Genomic DNA, 22874 nt, shown 5'->3' with positions numbered 1-22874 from the left:
TCAAAACTTGATCTAAATTGTTGAAGATTAACTATGATTAAAGAAATATAATAATTTAATTTTGTCTTAAATCTTCAACATCTATGTTTACAGGAGGCCATTTTATTAAATTTAAGCAAGATGAATTTTTCCTTGCACTCTATTCAATTTTATGCTTATAAATAAGTTTCAAAGGAAAAAAATACAACAAGGAGTTGTCATGGGAACTAAAGAAGAAGATCTTGTTGGTGGAACAGAGCTCTCTGAAAGACCACTGTCTGAGGTAGTTATCCGTGAATCGTATATAAATGAGCAAGATAATCTGCAAAAAATAGCTTTAACACAAGAACATCTTGCGCAAATAAAAAAGAACCTTTCTGAAATTATTGACATTCTGTCAAGAAATAAAAGCTTAGTTACTAAGGCAGCAGACTACTGGGGAGGATTATCACTCTGGCAAAAATTAGTTGGCGGAGCAGTATTAACTGTACCTACCCTTGCTGCAGGTATTGCAGCTCAATTAGGGGCATTATTGGCCTTAAGTGGTGCAACAGTAGCTGTTTATACAACTGGAAGTATTATTCTTGATGATCACCACAGTTACAATAAAAATATAACTGAGGAATTAAAAAAAGGAATTTTTAGTTTAGCTGACATATTAGCCATCACTATTTCAGCATTAGATAAAATTCGCTTAGAACTTTCCCAAGAACTTAAAAAATTTAAAGAGCAAAATGAGAAACTAGCTGATAATGTTGCTCTACTTAATGACAGATTAGAAACCTTAAGTAATCAAGTAGAGGTTTTTGTCGCCACTGAAAAATTATTACGCGAAACCCAAGAAAAATTAGAGCAAGAAGCAGAGCGACTTAGACAAACAGCCTTAGAAAGTAAAGAGTTGCTAAAGAAAAATGAGATTGAATTATTACAAGTTAGGAAAGATTACGAGAAAAGTCGAGAGCAGCTTAATGAAAAAGTAGCCGAACTTGCTTACGTTAGAATGTCTATGGAATCAGAAGTGAAAAAAGCTAAAGATGTAGCTATAACTCTACAAAGTACCGTTAAAACTCTATCAGGCGCAGTAATTGAAGATAATAATCAACGCGAAGTTTTTCAAAAGAAAATTGCAACCATAATCGACAATAGCGAGCAAAATGCTCTTCTTATTAATAATAAAGTACAAGAACTAGAAAAAGAATTGCGTGAAGTAAAAGAGCAGTTGGAACAGAGTAATAATCGCTATCGCGAGTTGTTAGATAGACAAGAAAGTCAAGTGGAACGCTTAGAAAGAATGGGCGTTACAGAGTATAAGCTTAAACAAGTCCAAGAAGAGCTCGATAAACTTAATGAAAAACGTGCCTCATATAACGAAACAGAGCCTTTACCTCTAATTCCTGGCCCTTCAGTTAAAATCGATGATACCTTCACTGAAAAAGGAGAAACAGGCATTCTTAAACACGGTATTTATGCCAAGCCAACAAAAATTAAATTGACTACCTCAGAGATAAACCCTGAGAGCCCTTATGTGCCGTAATATAGCCGCTATAACGCGGCTATTTCATTAAATTTAAGGCGTAGCCACCGTTGGCGTACCCCCACCTAATAATCCCATAACTAAGAAAATTAGGAATATAACGATAAATATAAAGAAGAGTATCTTAGCGATACCTGACGCTGCTGAGGCAGCTCCTCTAAAGCCAAAAGCGCCTGCAATAATGGCAATTATTAAAAATAGTAGTGCCCATCCTAGTAAAGACATATGTAACTCCTTGTGTTAAAGGAAAAGTTATACGAATCCTCCGTACATCTTGTGTGATTCATTTTTTATATTAGCTGTGTTATCCCCTATTTGTAAAATATAAATTACGATAATTTTTCTACTTGCTAGTTAAAGGAAGTTATGGTTAGAGTGGGTCTAATAAATTGTCTTTAAAAGAGATTAAAGAAATATAATTCTTGTAAACTTGTTGCAAGCTAAGTATTAAGCTATAAGCGCAAATCTTTAAGTGATAATAAAGTAAATGACAATTTAGTATCACCTTGCTAAGGTAGTGTTGCTGGAGAACTTTGTAAAAAGTCTAATAACTTTGGAGTTAGTTATGCTTATTTTTTTAAAGCGTTTTATTGGGCTACTATTTATTTTTACTACCCTTTCAGTATCTGCTGCCGAAAAATGGATTCTTGATAATCAACATACGTATGTTCAATGGTCTATTAAACATTTAGGATTTTCTTATCAAACAGGTAAATGGTTTGCTAATGGTGAAATTATGCTCGATCCTAAAAATCCACAAAATAGTAAAGTGACTGCTAGTATTCATCTTGATAATGTTATTACAGGTATTCCTGAGCTTGATAAGCACTTACGGGAAAAACTGTTCTTTGACACAGCACGATATCCGGTAGCTACCTTTTCAAGTAAGCAAATTGATATTATTGGTAAAAATATAGCTAAAGTACATGGCATATTAACACTACATGGCATCACTAAACCAGTTACATTAGAGGTTGTTTTAAATAAAATTGGTAAACATCCCATGAAAGAAAGAATGACTGCAGGATTTTCAGCCACAACGACAATTAAACGCTCTGATTTTGGTATGACTAATTTACAAGATGCCCTAGGAGATGACGTAAAGATAGAAATTGGCGCTGAAGCATATCAAGATAATCAAGCTAATTATAAGGGATAATCATGCATATAAAAAATACTAGTTCTCGTTATGGCCTAATTGCTGTTATCTTGCATTGGCTTTTAGCTATTATTGTTATTACTATGCTTTGTGTCGGATTATACATGACTTCCTTAAACACAAGCCCTGAAAAATTAAGATTATATGGTCTACATAAGACATTTGGTATCGTCGTTTTAACGTTAGTTACCCTTAGAGTTCTATGGCGATTTGTAAACATCACGCCACAATTAACAATACCCCGCTGGGAGAGGAACGCTGCTTTAACTGTACATTGGCTACTTTATATTCTGATGTTCGCAATGCCTCTTACGGGTTGGCTTATGTCATCTGCAGCAGGCTTTCCTGTTTCCTTTTTTGGTTTATTTACGCTTCCAAACTTAATTGCACCTAATGATTACTGGCGTGACTTTTTTGCCGAAACCCATGAAATTCTATCTAACATTTTAATTGCACTTATTGTTTTGCATTTGTTTGCTGCTCTAAAACATCATTTTTATGATAAAGATGATACAATACGGAGAATGCTGCCATGAATTGGCTATTAAAATTGTTAAGAAGTATTAGCTTAATTAGCTTAGCTTTTTTCTCTCTCCTGCTTTTTGCTGATGATTTACCTAAATGGGAAATTTTGCCTGATCAAAGCAGCATAACTTTTACCGCGATTCAAAATAATGCGCCTGTATCTGGCCAATTTAAGCGATTTGATGGTGAGATAATAGCTGATGCTGAACAATATGCATCTAGTCGAATTAATATAAATATCGATATAGCTTCCTTAAGTGCTTCTTATCGCGACTTAATTACAATGCTGCTATCAGCTGATTGGCTTGATGTTAAAAAATTTCCTATAGCAAATTTTAAAGCGACTCATTTTAATAAAATTAATAAAAATACTTATACAGCAGATGGATTACTAACTATTCGGAATAGAACGCTACCTACAACTCTAACCTTTACAGCAGATAAAAATAATAGGGATTACACTGTTGTTGAAGGAAATACCACTATTAAGCGAACTCTATTTGGAATCGGACAAGGTGATTGGTCTGATGTAAGCACTGTTAAGGATGAAGTTCAGATAAATTTTAGGGTAGTTGCTCAAAAAACAACATAATGTAGTTTAATTTACTAATATGGTGTCCCCATAAATGCAGAAACCACCCTTAAGGTGGTCTCTTTAAGATCAAATCAAAGACATAAAAGCCTTTAACTGATCTACACTTTAATTATAGTAAAGCACGTGATTTTGTCAAATTTTTGTACTATAAATTCTATTATATTTCTTTAAATGTTCTAGAAATAGCCAGGAGGCTGTAATGAAGCATAAAGTACATAAAAAAAATGTAGAGGAAATCAGCGTTACAGACTTTAATCTCATTTTAAATCCTCTTCTAAATAAAGGCTCTGCGTTTACTAATGAAGAACGTGAAGAATTTAACTTATTTGGTTTACTTCCTCCTGAGGTAAGTACTATCGAACAGCAACGGGCACGTTCTTATGAAGCTTTTCGTAATAGAAAAACAGAACTTGAAAAATATATCTATTTACGCGATTTACAAGATTCCAATGAAAACCTTTATTACAGTTTACTTATTGAACATATTACAGAAATTATGCCTATCGTTTATACGCCAGTTGTAGGCGAAGCCTGTCAATCTTTTAGTCATATTTATCGTCGCCCCCGAGGAATTTTCATTGCGTACCCCTATAAGGAACGTATTGATCAGATTTTAGCAAATCCTCGTTTTGATTGTGTTAAAGCTATTGTTGTTTCAGATGGCGAACGTATCTTAGGATTGGGAGATCAGGGTGCAGGTGGAATGGGCATTCCCATTGGTAAGCTTGCTCTCTACTGCGCTTGCTCTGGGATTCACCCAAGAGCAACTTTACCTGTGTTACTTGATACTGGTACAAACAACCCCGAGCTCATTAATGATCCCTTATATATTGGTTGGCGACATGAGCGCATCCGCGGTCAAGAATATGATGATTTTATTGATGCATTTATCCGCGCTATAAAAAAGCGCTTTCCGCATATCTTATTGCAGTGGGAAGATTTTGCACTCCAAAACGCTACTCGTTTGTTAGACAAGTATCGAAATAAACTTTGTACCTTCAACGATGATGTACAAGGAACTGCTGCTATTGCAACAGGAACCCTTTTATCTGCTGTACAAGTTACTCGCATTCCATTGCGTGAACAGCGCATAGCTATTTTAGGAGCAGGCACTGCAGGTTGTGGCATAGCAGAATTGATTATCCATGCTATGATCGAAGACGGCTTATCTGAAAAAGAAGCGCGTAAGCGTATTTTTATGGTTGATAGAAATGGCTTATTATTAGATGAAATGAAGGATTTATTACCTTTTCAGCGAAAGCTAACACAAACAAAGGCAATGATCGCTAACTGGAAACTGGAAAATAAAAATGCTATTAGCCTTTTAGATGTTATTAAAAATTTACATCCGCATGCCTTAGTTGGTGTATCAGGTCAGCCAGGATTATTTACAGAAGAGATCGTTAAAGAAATGGCATCTCATGTTAAGCAACCTATTATTCTCCCTCTCTCTAACCCTGTTACCCATAGTGAAGCGACCCCCTCTGATGTAATGCTTTGGACGGAGAGCCGAGCAGTCATCGGAACAGGTAGTCCCTTTGGTAATATTGTTAAAAATGGCAAATTATTTCGAGTCGATCAGACTAACAATGTTTATATTTTTCCAGGCATGGGTTTAGGCTTAATATCTGTGCAAGCACACTATGTAACAGATAAAATGTTTATGGTAGCAGCAAAAGCACTTGCCAATTGTTCGCCAGCTCAAAAAGATCCTGAAGCAAATTTATTACCTCCCTTAACCCAAGTTAGAGAAGTTTCTTATCAAGTAGCTTTAGCAGTAGCTAAAGAAGCTGTAAGAGATAATTTAGCAAAACCCATGAGTGATGATGAGATTGAGGCACGCATAAAGAGTCATATCTGGGAACCAGTATACGTACCTTATAAAAGAAAAAATAGCTAATCTGCTTTTAGGCAACCTTTTTTAAGTAGTCAGCAAGTTCATGTTCAGGCAAATTCATTATATTTTTTTGAATAACTTGTTTAACTTTATTTTGAATTTTATTCGATAAATATTGATGAACGAGCCCATATAATTGTGCTGGCATAACCAGCTTCACTGCTTCATACTGATTATGATTATCAGCCTGTTCTAATTCTTGAGCGATTTCATGGGCAAAGCGGTCGATATTATATTCAATACTACTATTTTTTTCTTCAAAAGCGCCTCGACCTGAGCCGCCATCAATAAAGTAGCGCCCGGGTTTGTCAGCATCTAGATCCTGGTTTTTTAATTTATTTTCAGGATGGCTAATTTCTTTATAAAGACGAATATCGCTTTTTTTATCATAATAATAGATACGACATTGGTTTGTATTGGCAAGAATAATCCATTTCATAGTAAATTCCTCTTTATTAAGTTTGAAGAATACTTTTATATTAAACTTTTTAGATTACTTATATAATAGCTTATCATTGCCGGGATGACTTAAACCTTTAGTGGCGATATGTATAAGCTTCACCCCAGTTTTTTACGGATACTTCGCTAACCAATAACATGGTCATTTCTTCAGGCGGTAACGCTTTTGAAAAATGAAAGCCTTGTATTTGATCACAACCACCCTGACGCAAAACCATAAGCTGCTCAAACGTTTCTACACCTTCTGCAATGACAGTTAGATTTAAACGATGTGCCATGATAATAATGGCCTCAGCAATAGCTACACTATTTTTATCAAAGGTAATTTCATTAACAAAAGAACGATCAATTTTTAAAGTATCAATAGGAAAGTAACGCAAATAACTTAGGCTTGAATAACCTGTTCCAAAGTCATCTAGCGCAATATGAACCCCAAGTTGTTTGAATTCATTCATAATTTGAATTGCTTGCGCCACATCTTGCATAATTAAACTTTCAGTTAATTCTAACTCTATAAGATCTGGATTAAGTTTGATTTCTTCAAAAATAGCTTGTATCTTTTGAGCTAAATTTCTTTGCCGAAATTGGCGAGCTGAAAGGTTAATACCCAATCTTGCTAAAGAAATACCTTGTTCAGCCCAAATTTTACGCTGTTTAATAGCATTCCGTAATACCCAATCTCCAATTGGCAATATTAAACCTGTTTCCTCTGCAATATGGATAAATTGATCCGGTAAAATTAAGCCCTTAGAAGGATGGCGCCACCTTAATAATGCCTCAGCGCCAAATATTCGACCGGTATTAGAATCAACTCGAGGTTGATAATAAATCTCAAACTGGTTGTTTTTTAAAGCGTTCCTTAAATCGGCCTCCCAATACCAGCGAGCCGGATCTCGATTACAAGAGTTTGATGTATAAACACAATAGTTATTGCCACCTTGTTTTTTTGCGTGTTGTAGCGCTGCACTTGCATTCTTTAAAATTTCATCAGCATCTCTACCCCCTTTAGGATAAGTTGCAATGCCAATACTACACATAATATAAATTTCTTGCCTATTAATTAAATAGGGCTGGTTAAAAACGTCTAAAATACGCTGAGCAGTGCGTATAATATCTTCATTACCTTGTGGACTTTTTTTTAAAAGAATAGCAAATTCATCGCCTCCAATACGGGCAACTGTATCCATATCACGTACGACTGAAATTAAACGATTAGCTGTGATTTGCAAGACTTCATCACCACTGGAATTACCTAACGTATCATTAACTAATTTAAATCTATCAAGCCCTAGACAAAATATGACTATTTTAGTCTTATTCTTTGCAGCAATATTAATTGCTTCATTTAGACGCTCAGTAAATAACAGACGATTAGGTAAACGTGTCATATGATCATAGTGCGTTAAATACTCAATTCGTTTAGCATCTGCCTTTTGTTCGCTAATATCTTTTATATAGAGAAAACAGTAACCTTCACCATGATATTCAAAATAAGTTGCAGAAATTTCGACAGGTATTTTTCGCCCGTCTGAATGACAATGTACAGATTCACTACGCTTAGAACCTTGGGCCTTTAAATTATTCCATTGCAATACCCAATCAATTTCTCTACTATTAACATCAAACTCTCCAATCGACATGCCAATTAACTGCTCATGTGAATATCCTAAATGTCGGCAAGCAGATTTATTAGCATACTTAACTTTACCATCAGCACCAATTTGTATTATAGCGTCATCAGCATGATCAACCGCAAATTGCGTTAATTGTAAATTTGACTCTAGATGATGTCGGGCAGTAATATCTTCAATAGCAGGAATTAAATAGCTTACCTCCCCTGCGGAATTAAATAGAGGATGTAAGAAAAAATCGGTAATACGCATCTCGCCATCTTTATCTCGAATATAAATTTCAAAATGGATTGAGTCTCCCTTTGCAGCTAATTTAATAGCTTTATGCAGAAGCTTACGAGTAACAATAGAAGATGACCAGCAAGGGATATTAGGTAAAGGCTTATCTAACACTTCTTCGGCTTTCATACCAATTAAATTGAAAGCAAGCTTATTGACATAAGTAAAAATACCGTCTTTAGTTAATAAACCAATAAAGACAGTGTGGCTGCAATTATTAAGGACCTGTTTTGCCTGAAATTTTGTCTTACTATTTTTAAGCTTAAATTCATCAACACTTAATAAATCAATATATTTATTTTCTGTAGAAGTTACGGAGCTTGGTTTACTTACATTTTTCATAGTTTATACCTTAGATTAATTAAACTATGCATGGCCATTGTAAAATTATTTAAATATAAAATTTGCCTTAAAATAGTCTGTATTAACTTAAATTTAGTTCTGTGGATAAACGATAATTAAAGATAATTTATATAATTGAATAGCGTAAATTTTACACTTATTATTAATTCTAGCTTAATTTAACCTAAGTTCGCCGTAAAAGAAAAAATATATTCTAACGTCTATTCGCTATTTGGAAGCTAAAGACGTTGAACCTTTTATATAAATAGTGTTTGTTTAAGTTTTTGAATTTAAGAAAATTTGTTAGCCTTAATTACTATCAGGACTTACGAAAGCCTAAGGTCGAGGCAGAAAATGTTTGAATGAAGAAGTTTAGATAAACTAAATAAATAACCAAGTTAAAAATATTTTTTAACAAAGATTAGTTTTTCGTAAGTCCTAATTATTTTTTATTTTGGGCAACTAGGAATGTGACCACGGGCGGCAAACACGAAAGAATAATTATGCCATAAATAACAATCGGAAAATTTTCTTTGATAATTGGAATACTGCCAAAAAAATAGCCAAAAAATAATAAGCTTCCCACCCAAACTACTGCACTTAAGATATTATAATAAGAAAATTGTACTGAGCGCATATAACTTACGCCGGCAATAAAAGGAACAAAAGTGCGAACAATAGGTAAAAAACGAGCCAGAAAAATCGTTTTTCCACCATTTCGCTCATAGAATTGATGCGCCCGCTCAAGATGCTTTTTATTAAAAAGCCAAGAATCTTTTGTAGTAAAGACACGTGGCCCAATGAACCTTCCCGCTAAATAATTAACTTGGTTTCCTAAAATAGAAGCACTACTTAATAATAAGAAGAGAAAAAGTATATTAAGTGGACTAGCTGGATAAGCTGCAAAACTTCCCACGACAAATAGTAAAGAATCACCTGGCAAAAACGGAGTAATAATTAACCCCGTTTCACAAAAAATAACCACAAACAAAGCTAAATAAGTCCAAGCGCCATAGGCAGAAGTAAAATTTATTAAATACGTATCTATATGAAGAATAAAATCAATAAAACTCAGCATGTTATGGCTTTCCGTAGTTAACTATCAATAAATTTATAGCTGTATTAATATCGGTAATGGTCTGGCTTATAAGGCCCTCTAACATTTACACCAATATAGTCGGCTTGCTGCTGAGTTAATTGGGTTAACTTAACACCAATTCGTTTTAAATGTAAGTGAGCTACTTTCTCATCTAAATGCTTTGGCAAAGTATAGACTTCATGCGCATAATCATGCCCATTTTTATACAATTCAATTTGTGCTAAAACTTGATTGGTAAATGAAGTAGACATTACAAAACTTGGATGACCCGTTGCGCAACCTAAATTCACTAAGCGCCCTTCAGCAAGTATAATGATACGCTTACCATCGGGAAAAATAACATGATCGACCTGAGGTTTAATATTTTCCCAATGGTATTGCCGCAAACTTTGAATATCAATTTCAGAATCAAAATGGCCAATATTACATACTATCGCTTGATTACGCATCCGTAGCATGTGCTCATGGGTTACAACATGATAGTTCCCCGTAGCGGTAACAACAATGTCTACCTGCTCTGCAACATCATCTAAAGTCACAACCCGATAGCCTTCCATAGCTGCCTGTAGAGCACAGATAGGATCTATCTCGGCAATTAAAACTGTCGCGCCTTGGCCACGTAGTGCTTGCGCACAGCCTTTGCCAACATCGCCATAACCTAAAACAAGGGCTACTTTTCCAGCAACCATAACATCAGTAGCACGCTTTAAACCATCTAGCAGTGATTCCCTACAACCATAAAGATTATCAAACTTTGATTTGGTTACTGAATTATTTACATTAATAGCTGGGGTTTTTAATAAACCCTTTCTAGCCATATCATATAGTCTAGCGACACCTGTGGTTGTTTCTTCTGAAATACCGCGAATATTATCCAGTAATTCAGGATACTTATCATGAATTACAAAGGTTAGATCGCCCCCATCGTCCAATATCATATTGGGCTGCCAACCATTTTTAGCTAAGATTGTCTGCTCAATACACCACCAATATTCCCCTTCAGTTTCTCCTTTCCAGGCAAAAACAGGAATACCTGCTGCAGCAATGGCCGCAGCGGCATGATCTTGAGTAGAAAAAATATTACAAGAAGACCAACGTACCTCAGCACCTAAAGCAACTAATGTTTCGATTAACACTGCTGTTTGAATAGTCATATGTAAACAGCCCGCAATACGTGCACCTTTTAAGGGTTGCTCTGCTGCAAATTCTTCTCGTAATGCCATTAGCCCTGGCATTTCTGTTTCAGCAATCGCAATTTCTTTACGGCCCCATTCAGCGAGAGAAATATCTGCCACCTTAAAGTCATTAAAGGTTTTACTAGCAGCAACAGTGGTTGTATTCATAAATTATCCTTTATTAGATGCAGTATATAAACGTAATTAATTTTTAGGTTACTTCTAATTTAGCAGATAGTCTAAAATGGCGTTTCTATAAATTAATATATACCTTTACTAAATATTTATATTTTTATCCAAAATTATCTATTTAACTTAAAGTGACGGCTATAAAGCTTGTTTGAGTACATCTACTTTATCTAATCGCTCCCAAGGAAAATTAGCACGACCATAGTGGCCATAAGTTGCAGTTTGTCGATAAATAGGACGCAATAAATCATGTTCGTCAATGATACCTTGTGGCGTTAAGTCAAAGTGCTTATTAATTAGGTTAATAATATCTTGATTAGGTAATTTACCTGTTCCAAAGGTATTAATACTGATTGAAGTGGGTTCAGCCACGCCAATTGCATAGGATACTTGAATTTCACATTTTTCTGCAATCTCAGCTGCAACAATATTTTTTGCAACATGTCTTGCAGCATAAGCGGCAGAGCGATCTACCTTAGAGGGATCTTTACCTGAAAAGCAACCGCCCCCATGTCTGGCCATACCACCATAAGTATCTACGATAATTTTTCTACCGGTTAAACCACAATCACCTAAAGGCCCACCAATAACAAAACGGCCAGTTGGGTTAATAAAATAGCGTGTATTGTTTGTTAACCAATGACTTGGCAGCACGGTTTTAATAATTTCTTCATGAACCGCTTCTACTAAATCAGCATACTGAATATCAGGATCATGCTGAGTTGAGAAAACAATTGTATCTATTGCTACAGGTTTTCCCCCTTCATAATGTAATGTTAATTGGCATTTAGCATCAGGCCTAAGCCAAGGTAATTTTTGCGATTTTCGAAGATAGGCTTGCCTTTCCATTAAACGATGAGCATAAGCAATAGGCGCAGGCATGAATACATCAGTTTCTCGACTCGCATATCCAAACATTAAACCTTGATCACCTGCACCTAAAATTTTAGTCTCGGGATTATCTACTCCTTGTGAAATATCAGGCGATTGTTTGCCAATTGCTGATAAAACAGCACAAGAAGCCCAATCGAAACCCATTTCTGAGCTATTGTAGCCAATATCTTTTACTACGCTACGCGTAATTTCTTCAACATCAACCCAAGCAGAGGTGGTAATCTCCCCGCCTATCATAACCATGCCAGTTTTTACTAGAGTTTCACAAGCAACCCGAGCTCTAGGATCTTCTTTAAGAATAGAGTCTAAAATAGCATCAGAAATTTGATCAGCAATTTTATCAGGGTGACCTTCAGAAACAGATTCTGAAGTAAAGACATGAAATTCGTTCACTTTATTCCTCTTGACTTATTAGCATTGTGCATCATCGTTATAAATTGATCAAAAATAACTTCTATTTCATGTGGGCCTGGACTCGCTTCAGGATGGCCTTGAAATCCCAGAACAGGTTTCAATTTATGTTTAATACCTTGTAAAGTTTGATCAAATAAAGAACGGTGAGTGACTTCCCAGTTATTAGATAAGGTGGTTTCATCAATCGTAAAACTATGATTTTGACTGGTAATAAATACTCGTTTAGGTTCGCATGTTTCTACAACAGGATGATTAGCGCCATGATGCCCAAACTTCATCTTGACCGACTTTGCGTCACTTGCTAACGCTAAAATTTGAAACCCTAAACAAATACCAAAAATTGGAATTTCGGTTTGTAAAAATTTTTTAGTTGCTTCAATAGCATAGGTACAAGCCTCAGGATCGCCTGGGCCATTAGATAAAAAAATCCCGTCTGGATTTAGAGCTAAAACTTCTTCAGCACTTGTTTGAGCTGGTATAAGCGTGACATAACAGCCCTTATCATAAAGAATTCGTAGTATATTGTGTTTTACACCAAAATCATAAGCAACCACGTGATATTTTAATGGTTTTGAAGCCTCGCCCCACTCACTGCGGCCCTGATCCCAACGCTCAATTGTCTGCCGTGAAACTTCAGAAGCTAAATCTATACCATTTAATCCAGCAAACGACTCCGCTTTAGCTAAAGCTAATTCTGGTTTATCCACCTTTGTACTAATACAACAACCAAGTGCCCCCTTTTCACGAATAATCGTTGTTAATTGCCGCGTATCTACCCCCGAGATAGCAACAATATTATTTTTTTTAAGCCAGTCAGACAATGTTTGATTAGAGCGATAATTACTTGCCAAAGGTGAATAATTACGCATTACAAGTCCAGCTGCCCATATTCTTGATGCTTCCATATCCTCATCATTACACCCTGTATTACCAATATGTGCAGTTGTTAACATAACAATTTGTTTAGCATAGGAGGGATCGGTGAGCATTTCTTGATATCCTGTCATGGCGGTATTAAATACCAGCTCACCCACACAATCACCATTGGCACCAACTGAAATACCTTCTACTACCGTACCATCAGCAAGCGCTAAAATTGCGGGTTTATAAACCATGAGAAAAAACCTTATATCGAGACAATCAAAATTTAAATCACTAAGGATTGCATATTATACCGAATGATAGGTTATTAAGTATATACCTCTTACCTTTGAAGAGACTGGTTTTTTTACAACTTAATTTTTGTTTCTAGGCGGTTTTAAAAAACGCGCAATAGTGATTCTATTGCAAGTTTTTTAAAATCGGCTAGAGGCAGAAAGAAAAAGTAAAATCCAGTACCTTCAACGGTGAGAGGTATAATATTATAAACCTCTCCCTTTAAAGAGTAAAAGTTTATAATTTTAATGAATTTAAATTAGCAGAATTAATTATCTTTAAAGACTTAAAATTTCATATCCTCAAAAAATTTTTTTACACCGTCAAACCACGTACTTGACTTTGGTGAGTGAGTTTTCTTACTACTCTCTAAAGATTCCTGTAATTTAGCTAGTAATTCTTTTTGCTCTCGAGATAAATTGACAGGTGTTTCTACGGCAACTCTACACAATAAATCACCTGGTGCATGTCCCCTAACTGATTTCATACCCTTTCCACGCAGGCGAAATACCTTACCGGTTTGTGTTTCTGCAGGAATTTTTAAAGTTACACGACCTTCTAAAGTAGGCACTTCAATAGTACCGCCTAAGGCTGCTGTAGCAAAACTAATTGGAACCTCACAATGAAGATCATTTTCATGACGCTCAAAGATCCTATGGGGTTTAATATTTATTTGTACATATAAATCGCCCGGAGAACCGCCATGAATACCTGCCTCTCCTTCACCACTTAAGCGGACTCGATCGCCATTATCAACACCGGCAGGGATCTTTACTGTAAGTTTTTTGCTTTCCCGTACACGCCCTTGACCATGGCAATTAGTGCATGGTTCAGTAATTACCCTACCTTCACCATGACAACTTGGACATGTTTGTTGAATTGAGAAAAACCCTTGTTGAATACGTACTTGCCCTATACCATTACAGGTTTCACAATTTTTAGGAGAAGAGCCAGGCTTAGCGCCTGAGCCACTACAGGTTTGACAGGTTTTATGCCGCGGAACTGTAATTTCTATTTGTTTACCTACAGCTGCTTCTTCTAAAGTTAATTGCACATTAAATTGTAAATCAGCACCTCGATGAGCCCTGGATTGTCGAGAACGGCCGCCGGAGAAAATGTTTTCAAAAATATCCTCAAATACATCACCAAATCCACCAAAGCCAAAACCACCGGCACCTGCGCCTGAATTTACTCCAGCATGACCGTATTGATCATACATAGCCCTTTTTTGTGGGTCAGATAAAATAGCATAGGCATTTTGAATTTCTTTGAATTTCTCTTCAGCGTCTTGATTAGTGGGATTACGATCAGGATGAAACTTCATCGCTAATTTGCGATAGGCTTTTTTTATTTCATTATCATCAGCGTTCCGATTAACGCCAAGTACTTCATAATAATCCCGCTGGTCCATATTTTACACCAATTTAATGACTGCATTTATTTAAACAGTAAAAATACAAAGGAGTGTTGCACACTCCTCACCGATATTAATTTATTAAATCAAGCACTTTAAGCTTAAACCTAGATAAAAATGATCCCTTAGATGGAATTAATATCTTATTATCTTCTCCTACTAAAGGCCCATTTCATCTTTAAGCTAGCCACTTGTTAAGTAATTTTTACGCAACTAAATTATTTCTTATCATCCTGGACTTCTTCAAACTCAGCATCAACAACACCACTGTCATCTTTAGATGCTTGTTCAGTGTGTGCTGTTTGATCAGGTTGAGGCTCACTAGCTCCACCAGCTTGCCCTTCAGCTGATTTCTTAGCATAGATACGTTCAGCCATTTTTCCAGAGGCATCAGTTAAGACTTTCATCTTATCTTCTATTTTAGCTTTATCATCACCTTTAACGGCTTCTTTAAGTTCAGCAATGGCTGTTTCAATGCCTCGTTTCTCATCTTCAGATAATTCATTTGCTAAATCACCCAGTGATTTTTCACTGCTATGAATTAAGCTGTCAGCTTGGTTACGTAAGGCAGCTATTTCCTTAAATTTCTTATCTTCTTCAGCATGAGCTTGCGCATCTTTAACCATAGTATTAATTTCTTCTTCACTTAAGCCACTTGATGCTTTAATAACAATTGATTGCGCTTTACCAGTCGCTTTATCTTTAGCTGATACATTAAGAATACCGTTAGCGTCAATATCAAAAGTCACCTCAATTTGCGGAACACCACGTGGTGCTGGCGGAATATCAGTTAAATCAAAGCGGCCTAATGATTTATTAGCTGATGCTTGATCGCGCTCACCTTGTAACACATGAACAGTCACAGCTGTCTGACGATCCTCAGCGGTAGAGAATACTTGAGTTGCCTTAGTAGGAATAGTAGTATTTTTCTCAATAAGTTTAGTCATTACCCCACCAAGTGTCTCAATACCTAATGATAATGGCGTCACGTCTAATAAGAGAATATCTTTTACATCACCAGACAATACTGCCGCTTGAATAGCCGCGCCGACTGCTACAGCTTCATCAGGATTCACATCTTTACGTGGCTCTTTACCAAAGATTTCTTGTACTGTTTTTTGTACTAAAGGCATCCTTGTTTGACCACCTACTAAGATAACTTCATTAATTTGAGAAACATTAAGTCCTGCATCTTTTAATGCAGTTCTGCAAGGCTCAATAGTACGCTCTACTAATTTCTCTACTAAGGATTCAAGCTTAGCTCGAGTTAGCTTGATGTTCATGTGTTTTGGACCTGAAGCATCTGCTGTAATATAGGGTAAATTGACATCAGTTTGTTGTGATGATGATAATTCAATTTTAGCCTTTTCAGCTGCCTCTTTAAGGCGTTGTAGAGCAAGCGGATCAGTATGTAAATCAATACCTGTATCTTTTTTAAATTCAGCAGCTAGGTATTCAATTAGCGCTAAGTCAAAGTCTTCTCCACCTAAGAAAGTATCACCATTAGTAGCTAATACTTCGAATTGGTGTTCGCCATCTACTTCAGCAATTTCAATAATTGAAATATCAAATGTTCCACCACCTAAATCATAAACAGCAATTGTTGCATCGCCTCGTTTTTTATCCATTCCATAAGCAAGTGCTGCTGCCGTAGGCTCATTAATAATACGTTTAACTTCAAGACCAGCAATACGTCCAGCATCCTTCGTAGCTTGTCTTTGTGAATCATTAAAGTAAGCAGGTACCGTAATGACAGCTTCTTTAACCTCTTCGCCGAGGTAATCTTCTGCTGTTTTTTTCATCTTACGCAATACTTCAGCAGAAATTTGTGGAGGTGCTTTGTCTTGGCCTTTTACTCTAATCCAAGCATCGCCATTATCTGCCCTAATAATCTTGTAAGGTACCATCTTAATATCTTTTTGTACGATAGGATCGTCAAAACGCCGGCCAATTAGACGCTTAGCTGCAAAAATAGTGTTTTCAGGATTAGTTACGGCTTGGCGCTTCGCTGATTGTCCTACTAAAATCTCATCATTATCTGTAAAGGCAACAATAGAAGGTGTGGTGCGCAAACCTTCTGCATTCTCTATGACGCGCGGCTTATCCCCCTCCATTATTGCTACGCAAGAGTTGGTTGTTCCTAGGTCAATTCCAATAATTTTTGCCATATTTATTCTGCTCCAAGTAAGAAGTTTAAACTGCAATGATCCACATATGGGGTAAAATTTAACAATTTCAAGTCATCATTAATCTTTTCATTACGATTTATTTTTTGCCACAATAACGCGCGCTGGTCGAATTACTCTATCGCTTAATTTATAACCTTTTTGAAACACCGTTAATACACTATTCGGCGCTGCGTCAGGCGCTTCTTGAATAGACATCGCTTCATGTTCTTGTGGGTTAAACACTTCCCCAAGGGGATCAATTGGTGTTACTTCATATTTATTCAATACGTCTAAGAAAAGCTTTAGAGTAAGCTGTAAGCCTTCCAGCATGCCCTTCTGCTTTTCTTTTTCAGCTACTTGCAATGCTTGTTCAAGGCTATCTAATACAGGAAGTAGCGATGTAATAAATTTTTCTAATCCATAACGATGTGCATTAGCAACATCTCGCTCAGCTCGCCGCCTGTAATTCTCAAGCTCGGCCACAGCTCGAACGGCTTTTTCCCAGTTTTCATGTGCTTTCTGCTCTGCCAACGTCAGCTGCTCTTCTAAAGCAGTATAACTAGGATGGCCTAATGCACTATCCGCTTGAACTTCCTCTTTCTCTTCAGTGTCCTCCTCAGTTGACTCCTCATTCTCTAGCTCTTCATCTAGACGTTCATTATTTTCTTTAAATTTTTTCCAATCTTTCGTGGTATTGTCATTCATTAAAAACCTCCCCAATTACTTGACAGCTAAATTGGGGTAAGTGTAAAAAATTCAAGTCTTTAATAAAAGTTTTTTATATTAATTAGTGTATTTAGCACAAAATTATTAGATTCAAACATCTTTATAAAAAGTTATAACGCTCAAAATTAGCTTAAGGTTACTTTTTCTGCCCTTACTTGCAGCATATAATCATTTATCGCATACTTAGCCATCAGACTAGGCAAAAAGGTTTTTCTATGAGTGCATGGTCGCCAATTTCGTGGCAAAAATTTTCGTATAATCAGGCAGCTACTTATCCTGATCCAGCGCAAGTTGCACGTGTTGTTGAGCAGTTATCTGTCTTACCTCCCCTTGTAACAGGCGGTGAGATTAGAAATTTAAAAAAAGCACTTGCTTTGGCAGGTCGTGGTGAAGCTTTTATTTTACAGGGCGGCGACTGCGCTGAGTCATTTAATGATTGTCGTGCTGAAATTATTAGCAATAAATTAAAAATTATGCTACAGATGAGCCTAATTTTACTCTACGGTATGCGTAAGCCTATTATCCGAGTTGGCCGTATTGCAGGACAATATGCCAAGCCTCGATCTTCTGATTTTGAAACAATAAATGGCATTACATTACCAAGCTATCGTGGCGATCTGGTTAATTCTCAGCAATTTGATGCGCAATCTCGTATTCCCAACCCCAAGCTTATGTTACAAGGCTATAGTTGTGCTGCGATGACACTTAATTTCATTCGGGCACTAGTCAGTGGTGGGTTTGCTGACTTAAATCATCCACAACAATGGGATTTAAGTTTTGTAGAGCATTCACCTCAAGCCAATGAATACCATGAGATTGTAAAATCGATTGCTGACTCTTTAGAATTTTTAGAAGCAATTGATGGTATTCGTAGTAGCAGTATTAATAAAGTAGATTTTTATACTTCTCATGAAGCCTTACATTTGCATTATGAGCAAGCCTTAACAAGACGACTTGAAGATGGCTGGTATAATTTATCTACTCATTTTCCTTGGATAGGCATGCGCACGGCACAACTAGATAGTGCCCATCTTGAATTTTTACGAGGTGTGGAAAATCCCATTGGAATTAAAGTAGGTCCTGCTGCTACAGGCGATTGGCTTAACGAAGTTTTAAAAATTGTAAATCCAAAACACGAAGAAGGACGGGTTGTTCTTATTACTCGTCTAGGTGCCAAAGACATTAATAGACTCTTGCCACCACTTATTGAAGAAGTGAAAAGCACAAAAATTCCAGTAACTTGGTCTTGTGATCCTATGCATGGAAATACAGAAACAACGCCTGAGGGCATTAAGACCCGTCATTTTGATAAAATACTGTTTGAGCTACAGCAAGCATTAAATATTCATCATGAAATGTCGAGCTATTTAGGCGGCGTACATTTTGAACTTACAGGTGAGAATGTTACTGAATGTATAGGCGGTGCACGAGGTTTAAATAAGGATGATCTAAAACAAGCTTATCATAGCTTAGTTGATCCTAGACTCAATTATGAACAATCTTTAGAAATGGCTATCCAACTTAGCCGAGAATTTAAACAGTAATATTAAGTTCAACCTAAAAGAATAAAACCTCTTTTAGGTTGTTAAACATACGTGCTCCTAAAATGCTTAAGCATTTTACGTACCTCAGATTAAAATAGCTTAGGTTGCCAAAAATAAATCCCTTCTTAATGTTAAACTTGACTTAATTAGTTATTCCAATTTACTGTGATAAACGTTTAGGTTTGAAAAACATCAAACTAAATCATTACCATATCCTTAAATTAACCAATACTCTTTTTAAATTAAAACAAAGAAACAGTTAACTAAAAAGTTAGCACATTGATAAAAAAATTATTTTAAGCTAGATTACCAATCCTATTTAAAACTAATAAAGCTAGGTAAATCTTAATCAATTATAACCTCACCTAAAATTACTACAACTTCATTAAAAAGCGCTGGGTAAAGCATATGCTTATGCTTGGTTTAGCTCTAACGTAGTCAATTTGGAGAGTAGAATTTTAATACTGTTATATTAAGGACTTTTATTTAAGTTTTATAAAAAATGCTTGCAATAAGCTATATACTTATGGAGATATGTCATGCCTACGAATGCCCGTTATTTTCCTAATTTACCGCCTAACCAACCTAATGATACCTCGCTAACACTTATATTTGATTATCTAGGTAATATTAGTTTTCAATCTCTACATCTGCCGCCGAAGATCAACTATCCAGTTGCCCATAATAGAAACCAACTTATACCTCTTACCGACGTTACCAACGCATGTATTTTTTATAAAATAGCAAAAGACTTAGAAAATAAAGTTGATAAAGCCAACTTTACGCTGGATACGATTGAAAAGGCTTTAATAGCAAATATGAATCCTGCCATCGTTAATCAAGAAGAAGTCGCCTTAGAAATTTGGACAAGCTGGCAGAAATTTTTTAAACTTACAGAAGGCAGAAACCACCCTGAGCCTAATAAATCGCCTTTAATTACCAATTTTCCTGAAAAAATAAATCGTATCGTTTCCACATTATTAGCTGAACAACTTAAAAAATTTAACTTAGAGAAAGCCTCTAAAGCGAATAGTAAGCAATTAAGGGATTCAAAAGATTTAGTACAATTGAGCCTAACCCTAGAGTGTATAACTCGTAACATGGTTGGTATGCCATTTTATCTTAAATTAGATAAGAAAAATTTATTATTTAGATTGGCAAGGCAGCTTGATGGCTTCTTATTTGATGCAGATGATAAGTTGAAAAATTATTTTCTGCCTCTACAGGAAACTATTCAGAGAGAAATTATTAACCAAAATGGCCTTTGGATTAAATCATTAATTGACTTTTTTGCATATGAATTACGTTATGAAGATTCTGAAATTGAGACTAACTTTCCTGAATTTAAATTACCTGATAAGGAGGAACCTGAGTTTGACTCTCAACTCCTAAAAACGCCAATTGATTTTCGAACAGAATTATCTAAGGCCACCATTAGTTTATTAGAGGATGAATTTAGTCCGCTAAATGGCGGGGCAGTTGCTGAAATATTCGGTTATATAAAACCGACTATGCAGCTAGAGAAAGATCTTATAGATAGCTTCTTGAAGCGAGAAAATAAAGAAAGCTCCCAGCTGATGTCAGAAAATACATTACAAGAGGCCACTCATTTTGCTTTGCGAAAAGCTGCTTTAAACAATAACATCCAACTTGAGGCTTCTGTAATATTTAAATTTAAACCTACTTATGATTTTAACTATTTTAACTTAGTCCTTAACCACTTAACTGGCTCAATAGGGATCAAAAAAAATCAGATAGATATTTTTGGTTATATCTTAGCTCAGATGGCTCAAATCACCCAATTTCCCGCCAGTTGTAAAATTTATGAGGAAAAATTAGTTTTTTCTAAAAACTTAATCCCGCCCTCTAAAAAAATATTAATTGAACTAGATTTATCATTAGAAAATATTAATACCCTGGTAACCTATTTAAATACTACTTATGGCGCCGAAACAGCTTCCCTAGTAGAAGAATTTCATCCTCAAATTAGCCTTAATTTATCAACGCTGATAGAAAAAATACTACCTAATTGGTATCGAAATCTGGTAACGACATTACTCATTAAAGATAGAATCAAAGAAATCTATCCAGCGTCACACGTTCATCTATATACGCCTGCAGAACAACTCTTTAGGACTTTTCAAGAACAATGCGTTCTTTTAAAGAGAAAACCCTTTAATGCCTTCATGTTTGCGGAGATTTTGCTTAAAACTTTCCATATTAATGGAGAGTTAACGAATGCTGAGATTTTTCAAGATGAAAATCGTATAGATGCTATATTCGATGTTGATCTCTACTTAGAGGGCATATCTTTATCTGCAGCAACTAAGCTGGCAAGCCAAATTAATGCGATTTTTCCAAAGGCCTACACAACGATCCATCATGAGAAGTCTGATAACTTAAAGCAATATATTAGTTTCGATAAAAAATTATTTTTAGATCAGAAATTTAAAGCTTTTATGAACGGTAAAATAAAGCAATTTATTTTAGATGTTCCATATTTACCTGGTTCATCCGCAAGTACTTTATTTAATTCTTCACCTTTACAGAGGCAGGAAGAAATTTTCATTGATCCTAATAGTGTAAGTTGCTGTACTCTTATTTAATAATTAAAAACATAAACTATTTTTAGATAGATTTAATAAAGGAACACAAGAGGATAACTCTTGTGTCCTTTTAGACCTTATAAACAATGTTGATTTGGGTTTGTTGTACAGTCATTAGAGTAATAATACTTTAAATTTGATACGAATAAAGTAGGCTCATCATCCATTAAGAAAATGGTTTCCGGCTGAACCTCCATATAATTAGCATCGATTAAAATACGGTGGTAAAATTTACCAGCATGAGGGAATAGCCAATTATCAAAAAAAGGAAGTAACTGCTCTGGATCATTGGAATAGAAACGTGCCTGAATATCACTTATAAGCTCACGGCGCATTTCATAATTACTGTTGAAGTAAAAGCTACTATGATCTTGCCTAGATAAAATTAATGGACCCTTGGGGTATTTTTTCGTTCCAACATTAATTGTTAAGGCAGCAACGACGCCCCTTGCATTTTCAACATAGAACTTTGTACCTAGTAAATCATGGCCGTTAAATTGATTTAAATATTTTTGTAGATAATCAATTGCTTCATTACTTAAGGGATCAAAGTAGCTGTGAATAGAAAAATTCATTGCATAATGATTTTCAGGATTGAAACCACAAAAGATATAAGTATTGTAATAAAATTTATCAGGATTAATTTTTTGAATAAAAATTTTATCAATCTCTTTGTTTACTTCCTCACATGTTATTTTAAATTCTTCTACTTTACCCCCAACACGTACAATCTGAGTGGGGTAATCTTTCCTGGCTAAAAGTAAATTTGGCAGCCTTGTGTTTGACTCACTTGAATAATGATTAATGATGGTATTTTTTGGCACTAAAGGCGTTGAAGATATTACATTTTCAGGGTTACCTTTAGTGTTGGCGAAAGCTAAGATTGGACTTAAAATAAATGGCGCAATATAATTGTTGACTCGCATAATAAACTCCTGTTTATTTTAAAGTTAACATCCTTGCAATTATTACTGTGCCACTGTAAAAAAAAATAATCAATTAGGTTAGTATAAATTTAATTACCTTAACTACTTTTTAACCTTCGTTAGGCTGCCGTATAAAGTTACTTTCTGCAAAATTTATAAGGCGC

At 35.6% G+C, this 22874-nt stretch carries 18 protein-coding genes; 7 read left to right on the top strand and 11 right to left on the bottom strand.

What is annotated here, in order from left to right; translation table 11 throughout:
- Nucleotides 1-199 precede the first annotated feature (199 nt).
- A complete protein-coding gene (locus ACQUW5_RS03495) occupies nt 200-1513 on the top strand; it encodes a LegC2/C7 family Dot/Icm T4SS effector (RefSeq protein WP_444989825.1) in 1314 nt (437 codons plus the stop codon).
- A gap of 33 nt (nt 1514-1546) precedes the next feature.
- On the opposite strand, the gene ACQUW5_RS03490 is transcribed toward ACQUW5_RS03495, so the two are convergent.
- Entirely contained in the window at nt 1547-1738 is a 192-nt protein-coding gene (locus ACQUW5_RS03490) for a DUF1328 family protein (RefSeq protein WP_444989824.1), read from the bottom strand.
- A gap of 340 nt (nt 1739-2078) precedes the next feature.
- On the opposite strand from ACQUW5_RS03490, the gene ACQUW5_RS03485 reads away from it, so the two are divergent.
- The 4 genes from ACQUW5_RS03485 (at nt 2079) to ACQUW5_RS03470 (ending at nt 5692) form a co-directional block, all read left to right on the top strand.
- On the top strand, nt 2079-2672 hold the full coding sequence (locus ACQUW5_RS03485; protein ID WP_444989823.1) for a YceI family protein: 594 nt from the start codon (nt 2079-2081) through the stop codon (nt 2670-2672).
- A 2-nt stretch (nt 2673-2674) separates the two neighbouring features.
- Complete coding sequence (locus ACQUW5_RS03480; RefSeq protein ID WP_444989822.1) at nt 2675-3208, top strand: cytochrome b; 534 nt, start codon at nt 2675-2677, stop codon at nt 3206-3208.
- Nucleotides 3205-3789 carry a YceI family protein gene (locus ACQUW5_RS03475; RefSeq protein WP_444989821.1) on the top strand — a complete coding sequence of 195 codons (585 nt, stop codon included), beginning with the start codon at nt 3205-3207 and terminating at the stop codon, nt 3787-3789. Before ACQUW5_RS03480 ends, ACQUW5_RS03475 begins: the two co-directional genes overlap by 4 nt.
- Before the next feature lie 202 nt (nt 3790-3991).
- The gene (locus ACQUW5_RS03470; RefSeq protein WP_444989820.1) at nt 3992-5692 is read left to right on the top strand and encodes an NAD-dependent malic enzyme; all 1701 of its coding nucleotides are present in this window, start codon (nt 3992-3994) and stop codon (nt 5690-5692) included.
- Nucleotides 5693-5699: 7 nt separating this feature from the next.
- Here the strand turns inward: ACQUW5_RS03470 and ACQUW5_RS03465 are convergent, their stop codons facing one another.
- The 9 genes from ACQUW5_RS03465 to grpE form a co-directional block, all read right to left on the bottom strand.
- A complete protein-coding gene (locus tag ACQUW5_RS03465; RefSeq protein WP_444989819.1) occupies nt 5700-6128 on the bottom strand; it encodes a host attachment protein in 429 nt (142 codons plus the stop codon).
- A 97-nt stretch (nt 6129-6225) separates the two neighbouring features.
- Entirely contained in the window at nt 6226-8400 is a 2175-nt protein-coding gene (locus tag ACQUW5_RS03460) for a sensor domain-containing protein (RefSeq protein ID WP_444989818.1), read from the bottom strand.
- Nucleotides 8401-8842: 442 nt separating this feature from the next.
- The gene (locus tag ACQUW5_RS03455; protein ID WP_444989817.1) at nt 8843-9478 is read right to left on the bottom strand and encodes a DedA family protein; all 636 of its coding nucleotides are present in this window, start codon (nt 9476-9478) and stop codon (nt 8843-8845) included.
- Nucleotides 9479-9522: 44 nt separating this feature from the next.
- On the bottom strand, nt 9523-10842 hold the full coding sequence (gene ahcY, locus ACQUW5_RS03450; RefSeq protein WP_444989816.1) for an adenosylhomocysteinase: 1320 nt from the start codon (nt 10840-10842) through the stop codon (nt 9523-9525).
- Between the two features lie 159 nt (nt 10843-11001).
- Complete coding sequence (gene metK, locus ACQUW5_RS03445) at nt 11002-12150, bottom strand: methionine adenosyltransferase (protein WP_444989815.1); 1149 nt, start codon at nt 12148-12150, stop codon at nt 11002-11004.
- The gene (gene carA, locus ACQUW5_RS03440; protein WP_444989814.1) at nt 12147-13286 is read right to left on the bottom strand and encodes a glutamine-hydrolyzing carbamoyl-phosphate synthase small subunit; all 1140 of its coding nucleotides are present in this window, start codon (nt 13284-13286) and stop codon (nt 12147-12149) included. Before carA ends, metK begins: the two co-directional genes overlap by 4 nt.
- 326 nt (nt 13287-13612) lie before the next feature.
- Nucleotides 13613-14737, bottom strand: coding sequence for a molecular chaperone DnaJ (gene dnaJ, locus ACQUW5_RS03435; protein WP_444989813.1), 1125 nt, complete (start codon nt 14735-14737; stop codon nt 13613-13615).
- Between the two features lie 221 nt (nt 14738-14958).
- Nucleotides 14959-16908 carry a molecular chaperone DnaK gene (gene dnaK, locus ACQUW5_RS03430; RefSeq protein ID WP_444989812.1) on the bottom strand — a complete coding sequence of 650 codons (1950 nt, stop codon included), beginning with the start codon at nt 16906-16908 and terminating at the stop codon, nt 14959-14961.
- A 90-nt stretch (nt 16909-16998) separates the two neighbouring features.
- A complete protein-coding gene (gene grpE, locus ACQUW5_RS03425) occupies nt 16999-17613 on the bottom strand; it encodes a nucleotide exchange factor GrpE (RefSeq protein WP_444989811.1) in 615 nt (204 codons plus the stop codon).
- A 236-nt stretch (nt 17614-17849) separates the two neighbouring features.
- On the opposite strand from grpE, the gene ACQUW5_RS03420 reads away from it, so the two are divergent.
- Together ACQUW5_RS03420 and ACQUW5_RS03415 are read left to right on the top strand one after the other, a co-directional pair.
- A complete protein-coding gene (locus ACQUW5_RS03420; RefSeq protein WP_444989810.1) occupies nt 17850-19178 on the top strand; it encodes a 3-deoxy-7-phosphoheptulonate synthase class II in 1329 nt (442 codons plus the stop codon).
- A 539-nt stretch (nt 19179-19717) separates the two neighbouring features.
- Entirely contained in the window at nt 19718-21784 is a 2067-nt protein-coding gene (locus ACQUW5_RS03415; protein WP_444989809.1) for a hypothetical protein, read from the top strand.
- 77 nt (nt 21785-21861) lie between these two features.
- Here ACQUW5_RS03415 and ACQUW5_RS03410 read toward each other — a convergent pair whose 3' ends face one another.
- Entirely contained in the window at nt 21862-22710 is an 849-nt protein-coding gene (locus ACQUW5_RS03410; RefSeq protein ID WP_444989808.1) for an Lpg0189 family type II secretion system effector, read from the bottom strand.
- Between the last annotated feature and the right edge of the window lie 164 nt (nt 22711-22874).

It is taken from the genome of Legionella pelazae (assembly GCF_052527395.1).
Note: the sequence above shows the minus strand (reverse complement) of the source record. Positions and strands in the feature narration are given on the sequence as shown.